Genomic DNA, 23,031 nt, shown 5'->3' with positions numbered 1-23,031 from the left:
TTCCTCGGCTTGATTTAAGCCCCTGAGCTGCGACGATGCCGGTGGGTGCACGCGCGGCGACCCACCGCAGCGCTCGGATTCCGGCCGTTCAGACGAGCCGTCGATCAGCCGCCCATCGTGACAATTCGTAACGGTTGCTCATTTGGAGCTTCCGCAGGACGTTCGAGACATGCGTCTCGACCGTCTTGATCGAGATGAACAGCTCCTTGGCGATTTCCTTGTACGCGTAGCCGCGCGCGAGCAGGCGCAGCACCTCGCGTTCGCGGTTGGTGAGCTGGTCGAGCTCGGGGTCGGCGACCGGCACGTCGGGACGCGAGGCGAACGCGTCGAGCACGAAGCCCGCCAGTCGCGGGCTGAACACCGCATCGCCGTCGGCTACCCGGCGGATCGCCGCGGCCAGTTCCTCGGGCGAGATCGTCTTGGTCACGTAACCCCGGGCGCCCGCCCGGATCAGGCCGATCACGTCTTCGGCGGCGTCGGAGACCGACAGCGCGAGGAACTTGACGTGCGGGTGGCTGCGGCGCATGGCGTCGAGCACCGCGCGGCCGCCGCCGTCGGGCATGTGCACGTCGAGCAGGACCACGTCGGGCTCGATCGAAGCGATCTTGCTGACCGCCTCGGCCACGGAACTCGCCTCGCCCACCACCTCGACGTGCGCGCCGAGTTCGGCGCGGACGCCGGCCCGGAACATCGCGTGGTCGTCGACCAGGAAGACGGTGAGCCGCCGGTCGGTCTCGGTGCCCTGAGCCTCGGTCATCGTGCTGCCTCCTTAGCGGCCGACACGCTCTCCCGGGACGCGGGGAGGGTCAGCCGGACTTCTGTGCCGTCGCCCGGGGCGCTGCGGATCACCGCTTTGCCTCCGTGACGCTGCATACGCCCGATGATGGAGCCTCGCACGCCGTGCCGCGACTCCTGTACCCCGCCCATGTCGAAGCCGCCGCCACGGTCGCGGACGAAGACGCTGAGTTCGCTTTCCTCGACTTCGGCGTAGAGCGACACGGTTGACACCCCGGCGTGGCGGGCCGCGTTGACCAGCGCCTCGCGGGCGGCGGCGACCAGGGCCGCGACCCGGTCGTCGCATTCGGTGTCGCCCACCACCACCGTCTCGACGCTGATCGCGTACGTGTCCTCGACCTCGGCCGCCGCCTGTTCGAGGGCGGCCGCGAAGCGCTCGGTCGGGGACGCCGACGGCTTGTAGAGCCAGTTGCGCAGGCTGCGCTCCTGACCCCGGGCCAGCCGCTGCACCTCTTTGATGTCGGCCGAGTTGCGCTGAATGAGGGCCAGCGTGTGCAGCACCTGATCGTGGATCATGGCGGCCAGCTCGGCCCGTTCCTGCTCGCGGATGCGGCCCTCGCGCTCGGCGCGCAACTGGTTGAACATGCGCCACAGCAGCGGCGCGGCCACCACGCCGACCCCCAGCAGGCCGACCAGCGCAAAGATCACGCCGTTGACCACGGCGGTCAGGCTGCCGGCCGGGGCGTAGACGGCGACCACGCCGATGACGCCGGTGGCGACCAGCACGCCGCCGCCGATGAAGCGGAACAGGAAGAAGCGGCGGTCGCTCTCGGCCACCACGGCGGCCAGCCACGGCTGCTGGGGAACCGCGCCGCCCAGGTGCCGGCGGGTCGGGTCGGACTGGTGCCAGATGATGCCGGCGCCGACCGCGACGACCGCGATGAGCCATCCGGCCGTGCCGGCGACGCTGTCGTCGAAGACCAGTGCCTGCAGCAGCACGACACCGAGGCCGATGGCGCCGAACGGCAGCAGCATGGCCAGGTCGCGGCGCTGCGGCGGGTCGGCCGTGACCACCTGCTGCGGGAGCACGGCCCAGAACGCGGCGTACAGCAGGAGGCCGAGGCCGTTGAAGCCGAGCAGCACCACCAGCGCGATGCGCACGACCAGCACGGGAACGCCCAGGTGCTGAGCCAGGCCCGACGCGACACCCGCGATGATGCGGTGGTCGCGCGGCCGGTACAGCCGGCGTGACGGCGGGTTGACGGCGGTGGTGATGGCTCCTCCTATGTCGTGTCCTCCGATCGTCACACGTTCGGGCGGCCCGGACCACGGGGAACATCCCCCGGTATCCGGGTGTCAGGATCTCAGGGTGGTCTCAGGGTCGCCGCCCGAAGCGACTCGGGTGTCCACGAGGCGAGGATCGGTGTCATGAACGACGAAGCTGCCGAATCGCGGGGCCCGTCCCGTCCGACACCGGACGTGCCGGCGTCCGCCGCCGACGCACCCACCCCGCCGGTGACTTCAGCGCCGGCCACCGAGGAGCCCCCGACCGCCGACCTGCGGACCGAGGCCGTCCCCGACGACGTGAAGCCCGAGCCCGGCCCAGCAACCGAGCCCGGCCCGGCAACTGAGCCTGGTCCGGCAACTGAGCCTGGTCCCGGCACTGAGCCCGGCCCCGGCAATCCGCCGCCATGGTTCCCGCCGGCCGGTGGTCCCGGCGCGGGTCCCTCCTTCTCGCGTGACTCCTTCTCCCGCGACAAGCTGGTGCGCCCCCGCCAGGGCCGCTACATCGCGGGTGTCTGCAGCGCCCTGGCCCGGGCCACGAACACCGACCCGGTGCTGTGGCGCGTGCTGCTTGCCGTGCTGGGCGTGCTCAGCGGGGTCGGCGTGCTGCTCTATCTGATCGGCTGGCTGGTCATGCCCGGCGAGGGCGACGCCGCCTCACCGATCGAGTCGCTGCTCGGCAAGGGCCGCTCGGCCATGTCGCCCGCCTCGGTCGTCCTGCTCGGCGGCGCGGCCGTCCTCACGTTCGCCTTCATCGTCCAGGACGGGATGCGGGCGAGTCTGCTGGCCTGCGCGGTCATCGTGGGCGCGATCCTGCTGATCAAGCGCAGCGGCCCCGGTCAGCCGTCCGCCACGTTTCCGCCCACGCAGTTCGCGGCCACGCCACCGCCTCCTCCGCCGCCGCCCGGGCCGTTCGAGCCGACCGCGTTCGACAAGACAGCCGAGTTCGGGGCGGTTCCTCCCGCGGCCGGTCCGGCGCCCACGACCGCACCGCCCACGGAGCCGGTAGCACCGCCGCCCCCGCCCTATACGCCGCCCACCGGCGGTTACCGGCCGCCGTTCGCGCCGCACGGCCCGTACGTCCGGCCCACGCCGGTCACCTATCCGCCCGCTCCCCCGGCGCCGGCCGCCGGGCCGCGCCCGCCCAAGCCGCCGAAGCGTCCGCGTGAGCGCTCCAAGCTGGGCCGGCTCACCTTCTTCGCCGCGCTCATGGTGATCGGCGTGATCGCCGCGATCGACACGGCCGGTGCGAGCATCGCCGTCTCGGTGTATTTCGCCGCCGCCCTGATCACCGTCGCGCTCGGCCTGGTCGTGGGCGCCTGGCTGGGTCGGGCCCGTGGGCTGATCGCGCTGGGCATCCTGCTCTCGATCGGCCTGCTGATCTCGACCGGCACCGAGCGCTGGGGCGGCGAGGTCGGCAACAGCGTCTACCGCCCGGCCACCCTGGCCGGAGTGGCCGACCGCTACGACTTCACCGCGGGCAGCGCCACGCTCGACCTCCGCCAGGTGACCTTCACCGGCGAGCAGAACGTGATGGTGACCATGAAGTTCGGGCAGATCCGCGTGCTGCTGCCCGAGAACGTCGACACCACCGCGCTGCTGCAGGTCCAGAACGGCCGGGCCGTGATCTTCGACAAGAAGTTCGAGGACGGCCAGATCGACGGCCAGACCCTGACCGACCTCGGGCCGGACGGCGCCGGCGGTGGCACCCTGAAACTGGACCTGCAGATGGACACGGGCAACGTGGAGGTCATCCGATGAAGCCGCACCGCATGGACGGCGTCTCCCTCAGCTTCGGCGTCGTGTTCCTGCTGGTCGCCGTCTGGTGGGCGGTGTCCCGGGTGATGACCCTGCACCTGCCCGCGGTGGGCTGGCTGGTGGCCGGCGGCCTGATCGTGTTCGGCGTGATCGGGCTGCTGGGCGCTCTGCGCTCGGCCCGCACCCCGGCCGACCCGGCGCCCGCCCCGGTGGCCGCCGAGCGCCCGGCCGAGCCGGAACTGCCCGGCGACCTGACGGCCGAGGTGCACGCCTCGATCGTCCGGGAGCTGATGGACGACACGGTGGACCGGATCACCAAGGAGCATCCGAACCTGGCATCGGAGCAGCCCCGCCGAGATTGAGGCGGGCGGCGCAATAAACTCGTCGTCATGACTCCGTTCCCCGCCGTGTCCCATGCACCGATCGTCGGAGTCGGCGCTACGGCCGCCCGCGCCCTCACCGCCGAGTTCGCCCGCCACAACGCGGCCACCACCGCGATCGTGGCGGGCGCCGACCACTCCTCGCCCGTGGTGGCGAGCGCGGTCGAGGCCCTGCTCCCCGGCGACCGGCTCACCCTGGTCGCCGGCGAGCGCAGCACCGCCGACCTGCTGCGCGACCACATCGACGGGCTGGGCAGCTGGATCGCCGACCGGGTGCACGTGGTCGAGACGCTCGACGAGGCCGGCCAGGCCGACGTGCTGATCGTCGGCGAGCCGGTCACCGGCACCGCCTCCGACGTACGTGACCTGCTCGACCGGCTGGGCAAGCACCTGGCCGACGGCGGCGTGGTCACGCTGGCCGTCCCGGCCACCCCGGGCCGCACGGGCGGGGCCGCGGCCGAGATGTTCCGGCAGAGCGCGCTGTTCGGTGTCGGCTCCGACCTGGTCGTCCGCAACCAGCCGCCGCTGCGCGTGCACAAGCTGCGGTTCACCCAGGCCGACCCGGCGGTCGCGGCCACGATCGCCCCGGCCTACCGCCCGTCCAGCGTCCCGGTCACCCGGGGCATGCACATCGACTCCAACGGCGTGGCCGCCGCGGGCATCGCCCTGGGCCTGGCCGCCGCGGCCCGCATCGCCCGGCCCAAGTCGAAGCTCTGGCTGCTGCCGGCGCTGGCCGCCGCCCCGGTCGCGGCGTTCTTCCGCGACCCCGAGCGTGAGCTGCCGGACGACCCGGCGGCGGTCGTCGCCGCGGCCGACGGGCGGGTGCTGTCCGTCGAACGGATGACCGACGACCGCTTCGGCCCCGGCGAGTTCCTGCGCATCGCGGTGTTCCTGTCGGTTCTCGACGTGCACGTCAACCGTGTGCCGGTGGCCGGGCGGGTGTCCGACTACTTCGTCGAGGACGGCGGCTACGCGAACGCCATGACCGCCGCGGCCGAGCACAACGTGGCGGCGTACACGGTGCTCGACACCGAGCACGGCACCGTGGTGGTGGCCCAGCGGACCGGCCTGATCGCCCGGCGCATCGTGCAGCGCACCCCGGTCGGCACCCTGGTCGCCCGGGGCGAGCGGATGGGCCTGATCCGCTTCGGCTCGCGCACCGACGTCTACCTGCCCGCCGACCGGGCCGAGGCCCTGGTCAGCATCAACGACAAGGTCGTCGGCGGCGCCTCCGTGATCGCCCGCTGGATCTAGTAGGTGCTAGGGGCCGCGGTGTAGCGCGACCCCAGTCGGATTTCGCCCGTCGATGACTTGGGCGCCGGAAACGGCTAGCGAAGCGAAGTCGTTTCCGGTGTCCAAGTCATCGGCCTCCAGGGGCGAAATCCCGGAGTGGCGGAGCCGCGACCAGCAAGCTCAGACGCGCTTGGCCCGCACCCACATGATCGGGCCACTGACCAGGTAGGCCGCGACCATCATGACGAAGGTCAGACGGGCGTCGACCAGGGCGCCGACCACCGGCAGCAGCCAGAACCAGGCCGGCAGCCTGAGAAGGCGGGCAAGTTTCGCGTACGGGAAGCTGGAAACCATCGCGAAGGCCAGCAACGCCACCCCGCCCAGGATGACCACGCCCGGCAGCGGCAGGTCGATCAGCACGGTGAGGGCGAGCACGGCCGCGACCAGGGTCGTCGGGACGCCGCTGAAGAACTTGCCGTCCTTGGGTGAGACGTTGAAGCGGGCCAGCCGGATGGCGGCGCAAGCGGCCACCAGCATGCAGGCCACCGCGGCGGCCGGGGTCGGCACCGAGTGGGCCAGCGAGGCGTAGACCACGACCGGCGCGGCCAGGCCGAACGAGCACATGTCGGCCAGCGAGTCCATCTGCGCGCCGAACGGGCTCGAGACGCCCAGCTTGCGGGCCAGCGCGCCGTCGAGGCCGTCGAAGGCCACGCAGGCGACCAGGAAGGCGGCGGCCAGGCGGACCTCGCCGTGCATGGCGAAGAGGATGGCCATCATGCCCAGGCCCAGGCTGGCCAGGGTGCATCCCTGCACGATGGCGAAGCGGAGGCGGCGGGCCGCGGTCTGCTCGCCGGGGAGAAGCGAGGTGCTCTCGGCGGCCGGCTCGACCGGGGCCGGGATGGCCAGGTGCGGAGCTACCGGCGCGGAGGGCCGGCCGGGGTCGGTGCCGGTGTAGATCACCTCGGCCCGCGTGGCGGTGGCGGCGCGGCCGGCATTGCGACCACCCACCCGCACCAGGGCCTGTCGCGCGATGGTTCCGCTGCGACGCAACCGTCCTGCCCAACGACGACCGGCGGGACGGGGGCTATCCGTCGTACGACGCCGGCGCCAAGGGGTTCTCGGCACGTGCTTCCTCCATGGGGTAGGTGGGCCACCGTCTGTCGCGGTGGGTCGTGGCCCGGTAGCCCGCCGCACATGCGGAGCCGGGAAAATTGCGGCTTACACCTTCGCATACCCGAACGATGTTGGCGAGCTGTCAATTCCGTCGGCTCACCCCGCGGGACAGGTCACCCGTTCACCTCTCCCCGGCCCGATATTAACGCGCCCGTTCCGCTTCGACCCGGTCTACGGCCCCGGCGGCCAACTCCGTGAGGCCGAGCCGCCTCGTCTCGGCCGGGGTGAACCAGCGCGCCTCGGCGGTGGATCCGCCCGCTTCCTCGGTCACCACAGGTTCTGTCGGCACATCGACGCCGACCCTGAACAGGACCCGGACGACGTGCCAGTCGATGGGTACCCCTTCGGGGCCGAGAGCTGCGGGATCATGGCGATGCGAGATCCCCAGCAGGCCGGTCACCCGGCCCTGTTGCGAGGTCTCCTCGATCAGTTCGCGGGCCAGCGCGGCCTCGGGCGTCTCGCCGTGGTCGGTGCCGCCGCCGGGCAGGTGCCAGCGGCCGGCGCCGGGGTAACCCTCGGCGATCCGGGTGAGAAGAATCCGCCCGTTCGGGTCGGTTGCAACAGCGTACGCCCCGAAACGTTGCACTCGTGAAGGACGCGCAAGTTTCTCATCTTCGTCCGCTTTATCGGACTCGACGGCGGGGCCGCCCAGCATCTCGGCGGTGAAAGGCATCAGCGGGAGTTCGGCGATTTGCGCCGGGGTCACCCATTCGACCGACTCGGTGGTGCCGGTCACCTCCGGTCGCAGCGATCCGCCGGCCACTTCGACGTCGTAGACGATCCGGTCGGTGTGCTCGAGGTCGCCGCCGCGCAGCCGGAACACGTCCGCGGTGACGGCGTGCAGCCCGGAGATGCGTACAGACAGACCGGTCTCCTCACCGAACTCGCGCACCACCGCGGCATCCGGGTGCTCCCCCTGCTCGACGCCGCCGCCGGGCAGGGTCCAGAGGCCGGGGAAGTTGCTGAGGGACGAGTTCCGGGCGAGCAGCACCCGCCCGGATTCGTCGCGGCATATCCCGTACGCCCCGACCCTTCTGATCTTCACTCGCCCTAGATTAGACCCGCTTTGCGAAGAGCCTCGGCCGTCACCTCGGTCAGCTCGTCCTCCGGCAGGTCGGCGACCTGCTTGACCGGCACCCAGCAGGCCTCGGAGGTGGAGCCGCCGACGTCCTTGACCGCGACCTCGGTCGGCCGGTCCACGATCACCCGGTAGAAGGCGCGGACGCCGTGCCAGTCGATCGGATAGCCCTCGGGACCGAGCGAGGCCGCGTCGCGGTGGCTGGCCACGCCCAGCAGCTCGACGAGCCGGCCCTCCTGACCCGTCTCCTCGACCAGCTCGCGGATCAGGGCCGTGCCGGGCTGCTCGCCGTAGTCGGTGCCGCCGCCGGGCAGGTGCCAGCGGCCCTCTCCGGGATAACCCGGAGCGATCCGGGTCAGCAGGAGGCTGGCGTCGTGCGGGTCGGTGGCGATGGCGTACGCGGCGAAGCGCTGGGCCCGATGCAACCCGTCGGGCCCGGGATAGGCGTAGAACGACGGGAAGGTGGGCGCCGGCTCGGGGCGCAGGTCGGCCGAGGCGCCGCCCAGGCCGAGCGCGTCCGCGGTGAACTGCCGGAGCTTGAGGCGCCCGGCCTCTTCGAGGGTGTGCCAGCGGGCCAGGTCGGTGGGGTGGCCGACGCGGTCGACGATGGTGCCCCCTCGCAGGGAGACCTCGTAGATGAGGCGGTCGGTGTGGATGGTGACGCCACGGTGCGGCAGCGAGCGCATGTCGGCCAGCACGTCGCGCAGCCCGGTGACGGCGACCGAGAGCCCGGTCTCGGCGGCCGTCTCGCGGACGACGGTGTGATTGGGGTCTTCGCCGTGATCCACGGCGCCGCCGGGCAGCGACCAGACGCCCGGCGTGCCGGACTTGCTGGAGGCGCGGACGAGCAGCACGCGGCCGTCGTCGTCGGTGGCGACGGCGTAGGCGGCGATCCGGCGGAGCGGTTCGAGTGCGGGGGTCACGGGCGGCATTCTGCCCGGAATATGTTAACTCCAGAAAACGTCTGTCGGATTCCTGACAGGTGGTTTGCGCTGCGTAATCGCTGATCAGAGCACCATTAGGCACATTGGGCCCACGATCCACTACGCTGCGTAAGGACTATTTCAGGGTCCGTATCGGGGTGCTCACCGAGGTTGCCGGGGCCTTCCCGAGGTCACCATGGGGACATGACACAGCTTCCCGACGGCGGCCTTCAGACCCCGTACAAGCAACTCCGCCGGCCCCTCGACGACCGCCTCGCGGCGGGTGTCTGCAGTGGTGTCGGGCGCTACTTCGGCGTCGACCCGGTGCTCGTGCGGGTGGCCTTCGTGCTGCTCGCCGTGATCACCGCGGGCGCGGCGCTGCTGGCCTACCCGATCATGTGGTTCCTGATGCCCGAGGAGCCCGCCCCGGGCATCTGAGACCACTGACTCCCGCTTAAACGGCGCCCGGGGCTCGCTCGGGACGCCTACTCCCACTCGATGGTGCCCGGAGGCTTGCTCGTGACGTCGAGGACGACGCGATTGACCTCACGCACCTCGTTGGTGATGCGGGTCGAGATCTTCGCGATCACGTCGTAGGGCAGGCGCGACCAGTCGGCGGTCATCGCGTCCTCGCTGGAGACCGGCCGCAGCACGACCGGGTGACCGTACGTCCGGCCGTCGCCCTGCACGCCCACGCTGCGCACGTCGGCCAGCAGCACCACCGGGAACTGCCAGACGTCACGGTCGAGGCCGGCGGCCGTCAGTTCCTCGCGGGCGATCAGGTCGGCCGCGCGCAGCAGGTCGAGGCGCTCCCGGTCGACCGCGCCGATGATGCGGATGGCCAGGCCGGGGCCGGGGAACGGGTGCCGGTGGACCATCTCGTCGGGCAGGCCCAGCTCGGCGCCGAGGGCGCGAACCTCGTCCTTGAACAGGGTGCGCAGCGGCTCGATCAGCGCGAACTGCAGGTCGTCGGGCAGGCCGCCCACGTTGTGGTGCGACTTGATGTTGGCCGTGCCGGTGCCGCCGCCGGACTCGACGACGTCGGGATAGAGGGTGCCCTGCACCAGGAACTCGATGTGCCGCTCGGCGTCGAGCTCGCGGGCCGCGGCCTCGAACGTACGGATGAACTCACGCCCGATGATCTTGCGCTTCTGCTCGGGGTCGGTGACCCCGGCCAGGTGACCCAGGAAGACGTCGGCCGCGTCGACCACCTTGAGCCGGATGCCGGTGGCGGCCACGTAGTCCTTCTCGACCTGCTCGGCCTCGCCCGCCCGCAGCAGGCCGTGGTCGACGAAGACGCAGGTCAGCTGGTCGCCGATGGCCTTGTGCACGAGCGCGGCGGCGACCGCCGAGTCGACCCCGCCGGAGAGCCCGCAGATGACCTGCTTGTCGCCGACCTGCTCGCGGATCGCGGCCACCTGGTCGTCGATGATGTTGCCCGGGGTCCAGGTCGGCTCGATGCCGGCGATGTCGTAGAGGAAGCGCTTGAGCATTTCCTGGCCCTGCTCGGTGTGCGCCACCTCGGGGTGGAACTGCACGCCGGCCCGGCGGGCGGTGAGATCTTCGAACGCGGCCACGGGCGCGCCCGGCGTCGAAGCGGTGACCGCGAAGCCCTGCGGCGCCACGGCCACGCTGTCGCCGTGGCTCATCCAGACCGGCAGGTCGTCGGGCAGCTCGCGCAGCAGGGTGCCGCCCTGCGCGGTCAGGTGGGTGCGGCCGTACTCACGGGCGCCGGTGTGCGCGACCGTGCCGCCGAGCGCCTGGGCCATCGCCTGGAAGCCGTAACAGATGCCGAAGACCGGCACCTCGTTGTCGAACAGCTTCGCGTCGAGGCCGGGGGCGCCGGGCTCGTAGACGCTGGACGGGCCGCCGGACAGGATGATCGCGGCCGGATTCTTGGCCAGCATGTCGGCCACCGGCATCGAGTGCGGGACGATCTCGGAATAGACCCGCGCCTCACGGACACGGCGGGCGATCAGCTGGGCGTACTGGGCGCCGAAGTCGACGACGAGAACCGGGCGGGGAGTACTCACCCGCCGAGTTTACCGTTGGCGACCCGCACGTTTCCGGCCCGGTCGACCGCCCGGACCACTACGGTGCGTGCCCGGGCGGGCACGGCGAACCGGCGCGACGCGGCCGTGGAACGCGCGGTGACCTTGCCGTTCACCACCAGCTCGAGACGAGCCAGGCCGGACGGGTCGGTGGCCCGCGCGATCACCGTACGACCCGACTTGACGAGCCGCAGGACGGGCGCGGTGTTGTCGGCCCGCACGGCGCGGCGCACCACGGTCAGGTTGCCCCGGCGGTCGTACGCCCGGAGCTCCAGCGGGACAGAGCCGGTGCGCGGGGCCGACTGCCACGTGAACGAGTACGGCGCGGTGGTGTCGGTGGCAACCAGGCGGCCCCCGGCGTACAGCTGGACCCTCGAGACGCCGTGCTGATCGGACGCGGTGGCCGTGATGGTGACCCGGCCCCGCACGACCGGGCGGACGGCGCCGAAGGCGGCCGACGGACGGATGACGTCGCCGTCGATCGGCAGCGCCCGCAGCGCGGCCACAGCGTCGACCCGGCCGGACGGGCGGGACCGGGAGGCGATCAGCGCGGTCCGGATCCGAGTGGCCGTGGGCGCCGGCTCGGTCGAGGCCAGCAGCGCCGCCACACCCGCCACGAACGGCGTCGCCGACGAGGTGCCGCAGTACTGCCCGATCGCGCCCGACGGGCCCTGAGCCGGGTTGCAGCCGGGCGCGGTGACGCCGACCCAGCCGCCGAAGTTGGACCAGCCGTAGCGGGCGCCGGTCGGGGTGACCCCGCCGACCGCGAGCACGGACGGGATCGCCGCCGGGTAGTGCGCGGTCGAGACGCCGCGGTTGCCGGCCGCGGCCACCACCAGCGCGCCCTTGCTCTCGGCGTAGTCGACGGCGTCGCGCAGCAGCGGGCTGTCCTCCGCCCCGCCCAGCGACAGGCTGATCACGGCCGCGCCGCGGTCGGCGGCGTAACGGATGCCCAGGGCGATGCCGGTGTAGCTGCCGCCGCCCTTCGCGTCGAGCACCTTGACCGGCAGGATCCGGCATGACCAGCAGATCCCGGCGATGCCGGTGCGGTTGTTGCCGGCCGCGGCGATCACGGTGGCGGCCATCGTGCCGTGCCCGTTGTCGTCGGACGCGTCGGCGTCGTGGTTGACGAAGTCGCGGCCGGGAAGCAGGCGGCCGGCCAGGTCGGGCAGCGGGCTGACACCGGTGTCGACCACCGCGACGATCACCCGGGACGAGCCGCGGGTGGACGACCAGGCGTCGGTCACCCGGGTCTGCGCGAGACCCCACTGGCCGGCGAAACCGGGGTCGGCCGGGCGGACGGGGGCGGCCTCGGCGGGCGCCGGCGCCAGCATCGAGCCGACGACGATCAGACCGGCGAGCAGCTTCCGCATGCTTCGGACCTCGCAGACGTAAAAGAGCCGGCCACCATGGCCGGCTCTCTCACGTTCGGTCCGTTCCCCTGTTCGCCGGGTCTTTCCCCGGAGCGATCAGGGTGTCTAGCGGGTGTAGCTGTACTTGGTGGACAGGGCCGAGTTGCCGGCCTTGTCGTATGCGCGCACCTGGACGGTGAAGCTCTTCGGCACCGCGGTGGTGCCGAACGCGAACGCCGCGGTCGAGGTGTGCGTCTGGGCCACCTTGCCGTTGAGCAGCAGCTCGTAGCGGGCGATGCCGTACCCGTCGGAGCCGGTGTAGCCGATCGTCACCTTGCCGGAGAGCTTGGAGCCGCTCTTCGGGGCCGAGGTGATCCGCACGGCCGGGGCCGTGTTGTCGATCGTGATGTTGTTCGTGACGATCTTGTTGTTGCCGGCCCGGTCGAACATGCGCAGCTCGATCTTGGTCGGACCCTTGTACGAGCTGAAGTTGAAGCTCACGCCGAACGGCGCGTTGCGGCTGTAGCCGACGAACTTGTCGTTCACCCAGAGCGTGGTGTTCCGGATGCCCGAGCGGTCGTCCTTGAGCCCGACCGGGCTCACCGCGAAGGTGCCGCGCTTGATCGAGCCGCTGGCCGGGGTGATGCCCGTGGCGGTCGGCGCCGTGGTGTCGGTCGGCACGTTCAGCGAGGCCGGGATGTCGAGCAGGCCGTAGTTGACGCCACCGTTGGCCAGCGGCCGCTTGGCGGCGCCGGTGTAGATCGCGTTGGCCAGCGACCAGCCGCTGTAGCTGGGGTTCTCCGACTTGATCAGGGCGGCCGCGCCGGCCACGATCGGCGACGAGAACGAGGTGCCCTGGATGCCGGTGCTGTAGTTGCCGAACCGGTCCATGCTCAGCACGGTGCCGGGAGCGGCCACGTCGACCCAGACGTCGCCCGACTTGTTGAAGGACGAGAAGTCCGAGCGCGTCGTGGTGCCGGCGGTGCAGTCCGGGTCGGTGGCGAACTGCGGGCAGCGGTTCGTCGCGGCCACGGTCAGCACGTCGCCGTAGGCGCCCGGGTACTGCTTCACGGTGTTGCCGGCGTTGCCCGCGGCGGCCACCACGAGGGCGCCGTTCATGTTCGCGTACGCCACCGCGTCGGCCAGCACCTTGGTCGACTGCGGCGAGCCGAGCGACAGGTTGAGGACGCGGGCGCCGTGCTGGACGGCCCAGATGATGCCCTGTGCGACATCGCTGTCCCAGCCGCTGCCCTCGGAGTCGAGCACCTTGACCGGCATGATCTTGCAGGTCCAGCAGATGCCGGCCATGCCCTCGCCGTTGTTGCCACGCGCGGCGATCAGGGCGGAGACGGCGGTGCCGTGGCCCTCGTCGTCGGCCGCGCTGGCGTCGTTGTTGACGAAGTCGTAACCGGCCACAGTGGCGCCGGCCAGGTCTTCGATGGCCGCGACGCCGGTGTCGATGACGGCCACGGTGACCGCGTTGCCGTGGGTCGTGTCCCACGCCGCCGGAGCCTTGACCGTGTACATCTCGTTCTGAAGCTTGAAGGACGGGTCGTTCGGGACCTCGAACGCCTTGGTCTGAACGTCCTGCTCCACGTAGGCCACGTTCGGGTCGTTGCGCAGCGCGGAGATCATCGCAGAGCTCCGGCCGGACGACACCGACACGCGGGACGCGTTGATGGCGGACAGGGCCGAGGTGGCCGCGCCGGTCGTGTTGACGCGCGCGCCGGCCGCGGACAGCGTCCGGGTGGCGGCGGTGCGGTCGGCGCCGGCCTTGTAACCGACGACGAGACGGACGGGCGCCGAGGAGCCGGCGGCCGGGATCTTTTCGTTGTCGGCAGCCAGTGCCCAGGTGGTCACGCTCGTCATCGAAACGACGACCGCGGTGGAGATGAGACCGACGGTGACCCGTCGCTTGGTGAGCTTCATTGAAGCGTTTGCCTCCCCCGTTGATTCGCGGCGGTCAGCGTACGGGCGAATCCACGGAAAGCAATGAGCAGTTTCACATTGCGAGATCGGCAGACATTGAGCTGCGGATCATGCTCGCTTACTGTTCCGGCATGCGGAACAACAGGCTGGTTCTCTGGATCGCCGGAGCGGTGGCCGTCGCGCTGCTGGTCGGCGGCGGTATCGCGTGGGCCGTCCGCTCGGGGTCGGACAAACCCGCGGCCGCGCCCGCCGGCTCGGCCCCGCCCCCGGCGTCCGTCGCGCCCACCAGCCCGGCCCCCTCGCCCGGCGCCGACATCAGCGGACCGCTCGACCTCGTGCTCGTCGGCGTCGACACCCGGGTTTCGATCCCCGGCTGGGAACCGCACGCCGACGCCATCATGCTGCTGCACGTGGAGCCCGGCCTCGATTCCGCCTATCTCTACTCGATTCCCCGCGACACCCGCGTCAAGGTGCCCGGGCACGGCACCCGCAAGGTCACCGAGGCGATGAGCGTCGGCTCGCGGGTCGCCGGCCGCAAGGAGCCCGATGTCCGCAAGGGCTACGAGCTGCTGACCCGGACGCTCAGCGGCTATACCGGCATCAAGGAGTTCCAGGCCGGGGCGATCCTCAACTTCGGCGGGCTGGCCCGGCTGACCGACCAGCTGGGCGGGGTCGACCTGGTGATCGACCAGAAGGTGAAGTCGCGGCACCGCAAGCCCGACGGCTCGCTGCGGCCGCTCTCCGGCAGCGACTACACCGGGCCGCAGGCCGTCTATCAGCCCGGCCGGCGGCACCTGGTCGGGTGGCAGGCGATCGACTACGCCCGGCAGCGCTACGGCCTGCCCGACGGCGACTACGACCGCCAGCGGCACCAACGGCAGCTCGTCACGGCCGTGCTGGCCAAGGCGCTCGGCCAGGGGCTCGGCACCGACCCCGGCAAATTGGACCAGATCGTCGCGGCGCTCGGGGACACCTTCGTCTACCTGGGCGGGCGCCGGCCGGTCGAGTACGCGTACGCGCTGCGGGACCTTTCGCCCACGAAGATCACCCGCGTCAGCCTGCCCGGCGAGGGTGTCGGCCGGGGCGGCGGCTATCTCGGCGAGCAGCTCACCGCCGAAGGTCGCGGATTCCTGCGGGCCGTCGCTCAGGACAAGGCCGCCGCTTATCTGGCGAGCCACCCCAAACTCGTGGACAAATAGGTGACCTTCAGGGCTTGGCCGGCTTGGCGTCAGTGAACAACCAGGCCTGGAACAGGTCGTCGAGCTGCTTGCCGGAGATCTCCTCGGCCATCGCCTTCAGGTCGTCGGTGTTGGCGTTGCCGTCCTTGTGCTCGCTGGTCCACCGCTTGAGCAGCTGGTCGAACGCGGGATCGCCCATCGCCTTGCGCAGCGCGAAGACGGTCATGCCGCCACGCTGATAGACGGCCTGGCCGAAGATGCGGTTCGCCCCCGGGTTGCCGGCCTGACCGGGCTGGTTCCACGCGTACGAGTTGTAGACGTTGTCGAAGTTCGCCTGCACGCTGCTGCCGCCCGAGTGCTCGTCCCACAGCCATTCCGCGTACGTGGCGAAGCCCTCGTTGAGCCAGATGTCCTGCCACTTCTCGAGGGCCACGCTGTCGCCGAACCACTGGTGGGCCAGCTCGTGGGCGACCACACGCTCGTTGGCGCCGCCGGTGAAGAAGGCCGGGCCGTAGACCGGGCGGCTCTGCGTCTCGAGCGCGTAGCCGATCCGCTGGTCGTCCACCGCGACCCCGCCGTTCGCGTCGAACGGGTAGGGCCCGAACTTCGTGGCCAGAAAATCGGTGATCTCGCCCGTCCGGGCCAGCGACCGGGCGGCCGGGCCGTTGGCGGGCAGTGACTCGGAGACCGCGATGACCATCGGCTTGCCGTTGTGGGTGCTGGTGGTCACGCGGTACTGCCCGATCACGACCATCGCCAGATAGCTGGCCATCGGCGCGCTCTGCGACCAGGTCCACGTCGTCCAGCCGCCGGTGGTGCGCCGCGGGCCGGGCACCCCGTTGCTGATCGCCTCGACGCCCTCGGGGACGGTCATCTCCAGCTTGAAGGTGGCCTTGTCGAGCGGGTGATCGTTGACCGGGAACCACGTGCTGGCCGACTCGGGCTGACCCAGCGCGACCGCGCCCTGCGGGTTCTCGAGCCAGCCGCCGTCGCCCAGCACCGAGTTCTGGAACTGGCCGGGCTCGCCGCCGTACTCGATCACCGCGGTGAACGCGCGGCCGCGGACGATGCCGGTGGCCGGGGCGATGGTCAGCTCGGTGCCGGCGGCCGACGAGGTGGCCCGTACGCCGTCGACCGTCACGTTCCGGGCGGTCAGCTTGGACAGGTCGAGGTTGAACCGGGACAGGTCCTGCGTCGCCGTGGCGGTGATCGTCGCCTTGCCGGTCAGCTGGTCGGTGCGCGGGTCGTAGCGCACGTCGAGGTCGTAGCCGGCCACGTCGTACCCGCCGTTGCCGTACTTCGGGAAATACGGGTCGCCGATGCCCTCCGCGCCGGGGGCGAAGGCCGGCGCGGAGGACTGGGTCGGTGCCGGCGACGGCTCGTCATCGGCGGAACAGCCGGCCACCGCCAACACGACACACAGAACTCCAGCAACACCCGTACGCCTCATAGGCGCGAGGTTAGCGCTGTCGTCCGAAAGGACCGGGAAAGGCCTCAGCGGTCGAGGACCAGCGCGACCTTCTGGAACTCCTTGACGTCGCGGTAGCCGCACTTGGCCATCGCGCGCCGGAGTCCCCCGAACAGGTTGAGCTGGCCGTCGGGCCGGTTGGCCGGGCCGTAGAGCAGCTCCTCGAGCGTGCCGTCGGGCTCGCCCGCGATGCAGAAGCCGCCACGCGGAAGCTGCGGGTGGCTCGCCGACGAGTGCCACCACGCGCCACCGGCCGGGGCGCCCTCGGCCAGCGACAGCGGCTCGCCGAGCATCACCGCGTCGGCGCCGCAGCCGATCGCCTTGGCGATGTCGCCCGAGGTCGAGATGCCACCGTCGGCGATCAGATGAACGTACCGGCCACCGGTCTCGTCAAGGTAGTCACGGCGGGCGGCCGCGGCGTCGGCGATCGCGGTCGCCATCGGCACCCGGATGCCGAGCACGGTGTCGGTGGTGGACCACTCGTCCGCCCCGACCCCGACGATCACACCGGCCGCCCCCGTACGCATGAGGTGCAGCGCGGTCTTGTAATCGGTGCAGCCGCCGACGATGACCGGCAGGTCGAGGTCGGCGATGAACTCCTTGAGGTTGAGCGGCTCGTCCGTCGTGGACACGTGCTCGGCGCTGACCAGGGTGCCCTGGATGACCAGCAGGTCGACACCGGCGTCGAGCACGACCGGCGCCAGCGCGAGGGTGTGCTGGGGCGACACCCGGACGGCGACGGTGACGCCGCCCTCGCGCATGGCCCGCACCCGCTCGGCGATCAGCTCCGGCTTGATCGGCTCGGAGTAGACCTCCTGCAGGCGCCGGGTGGCGTCGGCGTCCTCGTCGAGCGAGGCCAGCTCCTCCAGGATCTTGGTCGGGTCCTCGTAGCGCGTCCACAGGCCCTCGGCGTTGAGCACCCCCAGGCCGCCGAGGCGGCCCAGGGCGATCGCGGACTCCGGGCTCATGGTCGCGTCGGACGGGTGCGCGACGCACGGGATCTTGAAGGGGTAGGCGTCGACGCGCCACTCGGTGGACACGTCGTCCACGTCGCGGGTGCGGCGGCTCGGGACGATGGCGATGTCGTCCAGGTGGTATCCGCGCTGAGCGGTCTTGCCCAGACCGATCTCCACGACGTCACGCATGTCGGTTCCTCTGGTTAGCGGGAGTGGTAGTTCGGGGCCTCGACGGTCATCTGGATGTCGTGCGGGTGGCTTTCCTTGAGACCGGCAGCGGTAATCCTGATGAGCTGCCCACGCTGCTGCAAGTCGGGAATGGTCTCGGCCCCGGCGTAACCCATCGCGAGCCGCACGCCGCCGACGAGCTGGGCCACCACCCGGGAGAGCGGGCCGCGGTAGGGAACCTGGCCCTCGACACCCTCGGGAACCAGCTTCTCCTCCGGCACATCATGCTGGAAGTAGCGGTCCTTCGAGTACGACTTCGCCTGACCACGTGACTGCATGGCGCCGAGCGAACCCATCCCCCGGTACGACTTGTACTGCTTGCCGTTCACGAAGATGAGATCGCCGGGGCTCTCTTCGGAGCCGGCCAGCAGGCCACCCAGCATGACGGTCTCGGCGCCGGCCACGATCGCCTTGGCGATGTCGCCGCTGTATTGAATGCCGCCGTCGGCGATCACCGGGACGCCGAACGGCGCGCACGCGCGCTGGGCCTCCATCACGGCGGTGATCTGCGGGACGCCGACACCGGCCACGATGCGGGTCGTGCAGATGGCGCCGGGCCCGACACCGACCTTGACCGCGTCCGCGCCGGCCTCGGCCATCGCCTTGGCCCCGGCGTAGGTCGCGACGTTGCCGCCCACGATGTCGGTGGTGGTGTCGCGCTTGAGCCGGGCGATCATGTCGAGCACCTGGCGCTGGTGACCGTGCGAGGTGTCCACGATGATCACGTCGACGCCGGCGTCGATGAGGCCACGGGCCCGCTTGTAGGAGTCGTCGCCGACGCCCACCGCGGCCGCGACCCGAAGGCGGCCCTGCGGGTCCTTCGTCGCGTTGGGGAACTGCTCGCTCTTGGTGAAGTCCTTGACCGTGATCAGGCCGCGGAGCCGGCCACTGTCGTCGATCAGCGGCAGCTTCTCGATCTTGTGCTGCTGGAGGAGGCCGAGCGCGTCGTCCTTGCTCACGCCGACCGGCGCCGTGATCAGCGGCATCTTGGTCATGACGTCGCGGACCTTGGACTCGGAGTCGGTGACGAAGCGCATGTCGCGGTTGGTCACGATGCCGACCAGGGTGCCGTCGGCGTCGGTGACCGGCACACCCGAGATGCGGTAACGGCCGCAGAGCGCGTCGACCTGGCGCAGCGTGTCGTCGGGGCTGCACGTCACCGGGTTGGTGATCATGCCGGACTCGGAGCGCTTCACGAGGTCGACCTGGGCCGCCTGGTCCTCGGGGGACAGGTTGCGGTGGAGCACGCCGATGCCGCCCTCGCGGGCCATGGCGATGGCCATGCGGGCCTCGGTGACGGTGTCCATCGCGGCCGACAGCAGCGGGATCGTCAGGTCGATATTGCGGGTGAGCCGTGTGTTGGTGTTGACCCGGCTCGGCACGATGTCCGATTCGCCGGGCTGGAGGAGCACGTCGTCGAAGGTCAGACCGAGCGGAACCGTACGGGCCGAGTCAGTTTCCACGGAGCATCCCTAAAGCCGGAAGACGGATGGTTCATCGTACCCATCCGCCTTCGGCGCCCCCGCGGGACGGACAGGACGTGCGGGCCAGCACACATCCGCCCGGGGTGAGTACGGTAAGGGGGTGCAAGAAGAGCCGATCGACCCGTTCAACGGCGACCCCACAGACCCGGCCGCCGGACTCGACGACCTCAGCGACGACGCCGAGGCCGAGCCGCTGACCGACGCCGAACGGCAAGACGTCCTCGAGGATCTCTCGGACCTGGAGATCTATCAGGCGCTTCTGAGCCCGACCGGCATCCGTGGCCTGGTCATCGAGTGTGAGGACTGCCACGAGCCCCACTATTTCGACTGGGATCTGCTCCGCGGCAACCTGCGGCATCTGCTCAGCAGCGGACGCCCGCGGGTGCACGAGCCGGCGTACGACCCGGATCCCGATCACTACGTCACGTGGGAGTACGCGCGCGGCTACGCCGACGGCGTGCACGACACGCTGACCGAGGGCAACGAGGAAGAGAAGGAATAGAACAACCAAACAGAAAGGGGGCCCGCGGGCCCCCTTTCTGTCGTTACGCCACCAGGCCGGCCCGGAAGCCGGCTGCTACCGCGTGTGCTCGGTCACGGGCGCCCAGCTTCCGGAAGAGCCGCCGGGCATGGGTCTTGACCGTGTCCTCCGAGACGAAGAGCTCCCGGCCGATCTCGGCGTTGCTCTTGCCGTCGGCCATCCCCCGCAGCACCTGCAGCTCGCGCTCGGTGAGCGTGAGCCGCCGGCCCGCGGGCGCCGGGTCAGCCACCCCGACCTGGGTCTCGTTGCCCGGCCAGGCCACCATCGGCCGGCCGGTGGCCGGGTCGATCGGGGCGTCGCCACGCTGCGAGGGAACCATCGGCGCGTTGGGACCGAGCACGGCCGGCACGGCCGCGGCGTTCGGCGACCCCATGGCCAGGCCGTTCTGATAGGCCGCGCGGGCCGCGGTCGAGTTGTTGTTCCGGGCCCCGCCGGCGACAGCGGCGGGCTGGGCATTCGCCCCGTTGATCGGCATGCCCTGCGGGCGCACCGGGAGGAGCAGCAGGAGCAGCGCCTTGGCCACGACGCTGACCAGGTCGTGCTCGACGCCGCGGATGACACCACGGGCACCGGCGGCGACGGCCGCCGCGGCCACCCGCGGGTCTTCGGCGCCGAAGAGCACCACCTGCGCCTGCGGCGCACGGGCAAGGACGCGCCGAGTGAAACCGACGCTGTCGGGACGAGTCACGGCGGTGTCAGCCAGGACCACTTCAGCCGGCCGTTCAGCCAGGCGGATCATGGCCTCGGTCTCGCTGACCGCGGTCCGGACGACGCCGGTCATGCCGAGCCGGGCCGCGGTGGACGCGACGGTCTGGGCCGCCAGCGGGGTACGGACGCACACGAGGACGGTACGCACAGTGATCCTCCTTCTCTCTCAGAGGAGATCACGCGAGGGCCGCAGCATTACGCGCTTTAGATGGAAAAAATGGGAAAGATCGGTATCAGTAGCTAGCCCGGTGTCATGCGGCTTCAGAAGACATCGACATGTTGCGTGTGAGTCGGGGATCACCGGGGTACCACCGCGGCAGGCCTGAGCAAGGGCCCTCATGACGACACTCCGCGGTGCCGCGCGGGAGGAGGGTTTTTCATGTCGAACGTTCGCAGACTGCCCGGGCCCATCGCCGACCTGTGGGACTGGCAGCGACTCGGCCTGTGCCGTGGACGGGACAGTGCCCAGTTCTTCCACCCGGACGGTGAGCGCGGTTCGTCCCGCAACCGCCGGGAAGCCAAAGCCAAGAGCATGTGCGGCGCGTGCCCCGTTCGGGCCGAGTGCGCCGCCCACGCCCTCGCGGTGCGAGAGCCGTACGGGGTCTGGGGAGGCTTCAGCGAAGCGGAGCGGCTGCGGCTGCTCGCCGTCGGCTGGGAGGACCTCGCCGACCGTCATCACGGACGTGTCGACCTTGCTCGCCTGGAGGCCCGGCTGGGCCGGCCCCACAAGTCGGCCGTTCCCGCGCAGCGACAGGCGCCCGCGGCCTGACGACGCCGGTCGCCCGGCATCACCATGACGATCCGGTCCCCCGTCGGGGGCCGGGTCGCGTTGTTCGACGGCTCTTCATCAACCGCATCGGTGGACATGCAACCCACCGTATGAGCGACTTGCGTAATCACAACGGACGGCAAGTGCGGCCTTCAAGTAACCGGCACACTCACTCGACGGTGACCCCGATCTGATGCCACCCCGAAGCCCCGTCGGGCGCGGGCGAAGCCGGAGTGCTGGTCTGCGTGACCCCCTGGCCGTCGGTGGCCCGGACCCGGAGTGAGTGCTTCCCCGCGGTGGCCGGCCATGACCAGCTCCACTGGCGCCAGGTGTCGCTCGACACAGTGGCGGCGAGCGTCGCCTCTTCCCAGGCTCCGTCGTCCACCTGCACCTCGACCTTCTTGATCCCCCGGTGCTGCGCCCAGGCCACCCCGCCGACCACCACCGTGCCGGCCGTCGGCTTGCCCCCGTCGCGAGGCGTGTCGATCCGCGACTCGGTCTTGATCGGGCCCTGCGCCGACCAGCCCCGCGGCACCCAGTAGGCGTCGAAGTCGGCGAACCGGCTGAGCTCGATCTCGGTGATCCACTTGCAGGCGCTCACGTAGCCGTACAGGCCCGGCACCACCATGCGTACGGGAAAACCGTGCTTGACCGGCAGCGGCTCCCCGTTCATGCCGACCGCGAGCAGCGCATCACGACCGTCCATCAGCACCGAGGTCGGGCTGCCGCAGGTCCAGCCGTCCGCCGACCGCTGGATCACCTGATCGGCGCCCGGCAGCGGTCCCGCCTCGTCGAGCAGCTCGCGGATCGGCGTGCCCAGCCACAGCGCGTTGCCGATCAGATCGCCGCCCACCTCGTTGGAGACGCAGGCCAGCGTCACGTACCGCTCGATCATCGGCCGCTGCAGCAGCTGCTCCCAGGTGATCGTGATCGGGTTGCGCACCATCCCGTGGATGCGAAGCTGCCACGTCGCCGGGTCGACCTGCGGCGGGATGAGAGCCGTGTCGATCCGATAGAAGTCCTTGTTGGGCGACACGTACGGCGTCACCCCGGCCACCTGCACACCGGCGGGCACCGGCGGCGGGGTCTGCCGCGCCACCGGCAGCACGACCTCGCTGCGCGCCGCGGTCACCGCCTGCCGGGAAGTCAGCCAGCGCCCGGCCAGCCCCGACACGACCGCCACGCCCGCCGCGATCCCCAGACCTTGCAGGAAACCCCGACGACCTTTCCCGTACGAGTCGTGACCAGCCCCCGGCCCGTCGGTTGCAGCACCGTCGTGGTCCGGGCCGTCCGCCCGCTGCGGGATGTTCCCGGTGGTCGCGCCGCGGCCCGTTCGCACGCCGCGCTCAGCCCCCACCCCGACCGCCGCAGCGACCGGCTCACCACTCCGCGCCGCCGTGGCCGGCACTCCCGCCCGTTCCAGCAGCAGCCGCAGGGTCAGGACGGCCAGCCCCGCTCCCGCCACGGTGGGCAGCCAGGCGAACACCCCGGCGTCGTGCCGGGTCATGGCGGCCGTGACACCGACCACCGCGAACAACCCGATCCCGGCCACCGCGAGCCGCCAGGACCGCAGAGCGACCACACCGAGGCCGTAGGCATAGACCGCCAACAGCACCGAGGTCCCCACGATCAGGGCCGTCTTGTCGTGCACGCCGAAGACTCGGATGCCGAAGTCCTTGACCGGCGCGGGCACGTTGTCGACAACCACCCCGCCGACCGCCGGCAAAGGCGCCGAGAGCGGCCCGGTCAGCACGGCCACCACTTCGGCCGCCCCCACCGCCACCGCGGCCGCCGCGACCCCGG

General features: G+C 71.2%; 20 protein-coding genes. 7 read left to right on the top strand and 13 right to left on the bottom strand.

The window, feature by feature from the left end; translation table 11 throughout:
- Positions 1-88: 88 nt before the first annotated feature.
- Together ACZ3I4_RS03315 and ACZ3I4_RS03310 are read right to left on the bottom strand one after the other, a co-directional pair.
- Positions 89-757, bottom strand: coding sequence for a response regulator (locus tag ACZ3I4_RS03315; protein ID WP_465380195.1), 669 nt, complete (start codon positions 755-757; stop codon positions 89-91).
- The gene (locus ACZ3I4_RS03310; protein ID WP_465380194.1) at positions 754-2,043 is read right to left on the bottom strand and encodes a PspC domain-containing protein; all 1,290 of its coding nucleotides are present in this window, start codon (positions 2,041-2,043) and stop codon (positions 754-756) included. Before ACZ3I4_RS03310 ends, ACZ3I4_RS03315 begins: the two co-directional genes overlap by 4 nt.
- Before the next feature lie 120 nt (positions 2,044-2,163).
- On the opposite strand from ACZ3I4_RS03310, the gene ACZ3I4_RS03305 reads away from it, so the two are divergent.
- The 3 genes from ACZ3I4_RS03305 to ACZ3I4_RS03295 are packed head-to-tail and all read left to right on the top strand — an operon-like array spanning position 2,164 to position 5,411.
- The gene (locus ACZ3I4_RS03305) at positions 2,164-3,780 is read left to right on the top strand and encodes a PspC domain-containing protein (protein ID WP_465380193.1); all 1,617 of its coding nucleotides are present in this window, start codon (positions 2,164-2,166) and stop codon (positions 3,778-3,780) included.
- A complete protein-coding gene (locus ACZ3I4_RS03300) occupies positions 3,777-4,139 on the top strand; it encodes a hypothetical protein (RefSeq protein WP_465380192.1) in 363 nt (120 codons plus the stop codon). Before ACZ3I4_RS03305 ends, ACZ3I4_RS03300 begins: the two co-directional genes overlap by 4 nt.
- A 27-nt stretch (positions 4,140-4,166) precedes the next feature.
- On the top strand, positions 4,167-5,411 hold the full coding sequence (locus ACZ3I4_RS03295) for a phosphatidylserine decarboxylase (protein WP_465380191.1): 1,245 nt from the start codon (positions 4,167-4,169) through the stop codon (positions 5,409-5,411).
- 159 nt (positions 5,412-5,570) lie between these two features.
- Here ACZ3I4_RS03295 and ACZ3I4_RS03290 read toward each other — a convergent pair whose 3' ends face one another.
- The 3 genes from ACZ3I4_RS03290 to ACZ3I4_RS03280 all read right to left on the bottom strand — a co-directional run bounded on the left by ACZ3I4_RS03290 (position 5,571) and on the right by ACZ3I4_RS03280 (position 8,564).
- Positions 5,571-6,440, bottom strand: a complete 870-nt coding sequence (locus ACZ3I4_RS03290) for a CDP-alcohol phosphatidyltransferase family protein (protein ID WP_465380190.1) — start codon at positions 6,438-6,440, stop codon at positions 5,571-5,573.
- A gap of 265 nt (positions 6,441-6,705) precedes the next feature.
- The gene (locus tag ACZ3I4_RS03285) at positions 6,706-7,608 is read right to left on the bottom strand and encodes an NUDIX hydrolase (RefSeq protein WP_465380189.1); all 903 of its coding nucleotides are present in this window, start codon (positions 7,606-7,608) and stop codon (positions 6,706-6,708) included.
- 5 nt (positions 7,609-7,613) lie between these two features.
- Positions 7,614-8,564, bottom strand: a complete 951-nt coding sequence (locus ACZ3I4_RS03280; protein WP_465380188.1) for an NUDIX hydrolase — start codon at positions 8,562-8,564, stop codon at positions 7,614-7,616.
- 204 nt (positions 8,565-8,768) lie between these two features.
- Here ACZ3I4_RS03280 and ACZ3I4_RS03275 point away from each other — a divergent pair, with 204 nt between their 5' ends.
- Positions 8,769-9,002: a PspC domain-containing protein gene (locus ACZ3I4_RS03275; RefSeq protein WP_465380187.1), complete on the top strand. Its 234-nt coding sequence runs from the start codon at positions 8,769-8,771 to the stop codon at positions 9,000-9,002.
- A 47-nt stretch (positions 9,003-9,049) separates the two neighbouring features.
- Here the strand turns inward: ACZ3I4_RS03275 and guaA are convergent, their stop codons facing one another.
- From guaA to ACZ3I4_RS03260, 3 genes are all read right to left on the bottom strand, one after another.
- Positions 9,050-10,597, bottom strand: a complete 1,548-nt coding sequence (gene guaA, locus ACZ3I4_RS03270) for a glutamine-hydrolyzing GMP synthase (RefSeq protein ID WP_465380186.1) — start codon at positions 10,595-10,597, stop codon at positions 9,050-9,052.
- Entirely contained in the window at positions 10,594-11,988 is a 1,395-nt protein-coding gene (locus tag ACZ3I4_RS03265) for a S8 family serine peptidase (protein WP_465380185.1), read from the bottom strand. The genes guaA and ACZ3I4_RS03265 overlap by 4 nt, the downstream gene beginning before the upstream one ends.
- Before the next feature lie 105 nt (positions 11,989-12,093).
- Positions 12,094-13,896: a S8 family serine peptidase gene (locus tag ACZ3I4_RS03260; RefSeq protein WP_465380184.1), complete on the bottom strand. Its 1,803-nt coding sequence runs from the start codon at positions 13,894-13,896 to the stop codon at positions 12,094-12,096.
- 131 nt (positions 13,897-14,027) lie between these two features.
- Between ACZ3I4_RS03260 and ACZ3I4_RS03255 the strand changes: the two genes are divergently transcribed.
- Positions 14,028-15,095, top strand: a complete 1,068-nt coding sequence (locus ACZ3I4_RS03255; RefSeq protein WP_465380183.1) for an LCP family protein — start codon at positions 14,028-14,030, stop codon at positions 15,093-15,095.
- Positions 15,096-15,102: 7 nt separating this feature from the next.
- Here ACZ3I4_RS03255 and ACZ3I4_RS03250 read toward each other — a convergent pair whose 3' ends face one another.
- Genes ACZ3I4_RS03250 through guaB form a run of 3 tightly spaced genes read right to left on the bottom strand, consistent with a single transcriptional unit; the run spans position 15,103 to position 19,189 of the window.
- Complete coding sequence (locus ACZ3I4_RS03250; protein WP_465380182.1) at positions 15,103-16,524, bottom strand: M1 family metallopeptidase; 1,422 nt, start codon at positions 16,522-16,524, stop codon at positions 15,103-15,105.
- Between the two features lie 44 nt (positions 16,525-16,568).
- Entirely contained in the window at positions 16,569-17,687 is a 1,119-nt protein-coding gene (locus ACZ3I4_RS03245) for a GuaB3 family IMP dehydrogenase-related protein (RefSeq protein WP_465380181.1), read from the bottom strand.
- A 14-nt stretch (positions 17,688-17,701) separates the two neighbouring features.
- Positions 17,702-19,189, bottom strand: a complete 1,488-nt coding sequence (gene guaB / locus ACZ3I4_RS03240) for an IMP dehydrogenase (protein ID WP_465380180.1) — start codon at positions 19,187-19,189, stop codon at positions 17,702-17,704.
- 121 nt (positions 19,190-19,310) lie between these two features.
- On the opposite strand from guaB, the gene ACZ3I4_RS03235 reads away from it, so the two are divergent.
- Complete coding sequence (locus ACZ3I4_RS03235; protein WP_465380179.1) at positions 19,311-19,712, top strand: DUF5319 domain-containing protein; 402 nt, start codon at positions 19,311-19,313, stop codon at positions 19,710-19,712.
- A 43-nt stretch (positions 19,713-19,755) separates the two neighbouring features.
- Here the strand turns inward: ACZ3I4_RS03235 and ACZ3I4_RS03230 are convergent, their stop codons facing one another.
- Complete coding sequence (locus tag ACZ3I4_RS03230) at positions 19,756-20,607, bottom strand: response regulator transcription factor (protein WP_465380178.1); 852 nt, start codon at positions 20,605-20,607, stop codon at positions 19,756-19,758.
- 231 nt (positions 20,608-20,838) lie between these two features.
- Here ACZ3I4_RS03230 and ACZ3I4_RS03225 point away from each other — a divergent pair, with 231 nt between their 5' ends.
- Entirely contained in the window at positions 20,839-21,228 is a 390-nt protein-coding gene (locus ACZ3I4_RS03225; RefSeq protein WP_203782312.1) for a WhiB family transcriptional regulator, read from the top strand.
- A gap of 169 nt (positions 21,229-21,397) precedes the next feature.
- Here ACZ3I4_RS03225 and ACZ3I4_RS03220 read toward each other — a convergent pair whose 3' ends face one another.
- Positions 21,398-22,936: a molybdopterin-dependent oxidoreductase gene (locus ACZ3I4_RS03220; RefSeq protein WP_465380452.1), complete on the bottom strand. Its 1,539-nt coding sequence runs from the start codon at positions 22,934-22,936 to the stop codon at positions 21,398-21,400.
- Positions 22,937-23,031: the final 95 nt, after the last annotated feature.

Source organism: Actinoplanes sp. NPDC021490 (genome assembly GCF_055562135.1).
Note: the sequence above shows the minus strand (reverse complement) of the source record. Positions and strands in the feature narration are given on the sequence as shown.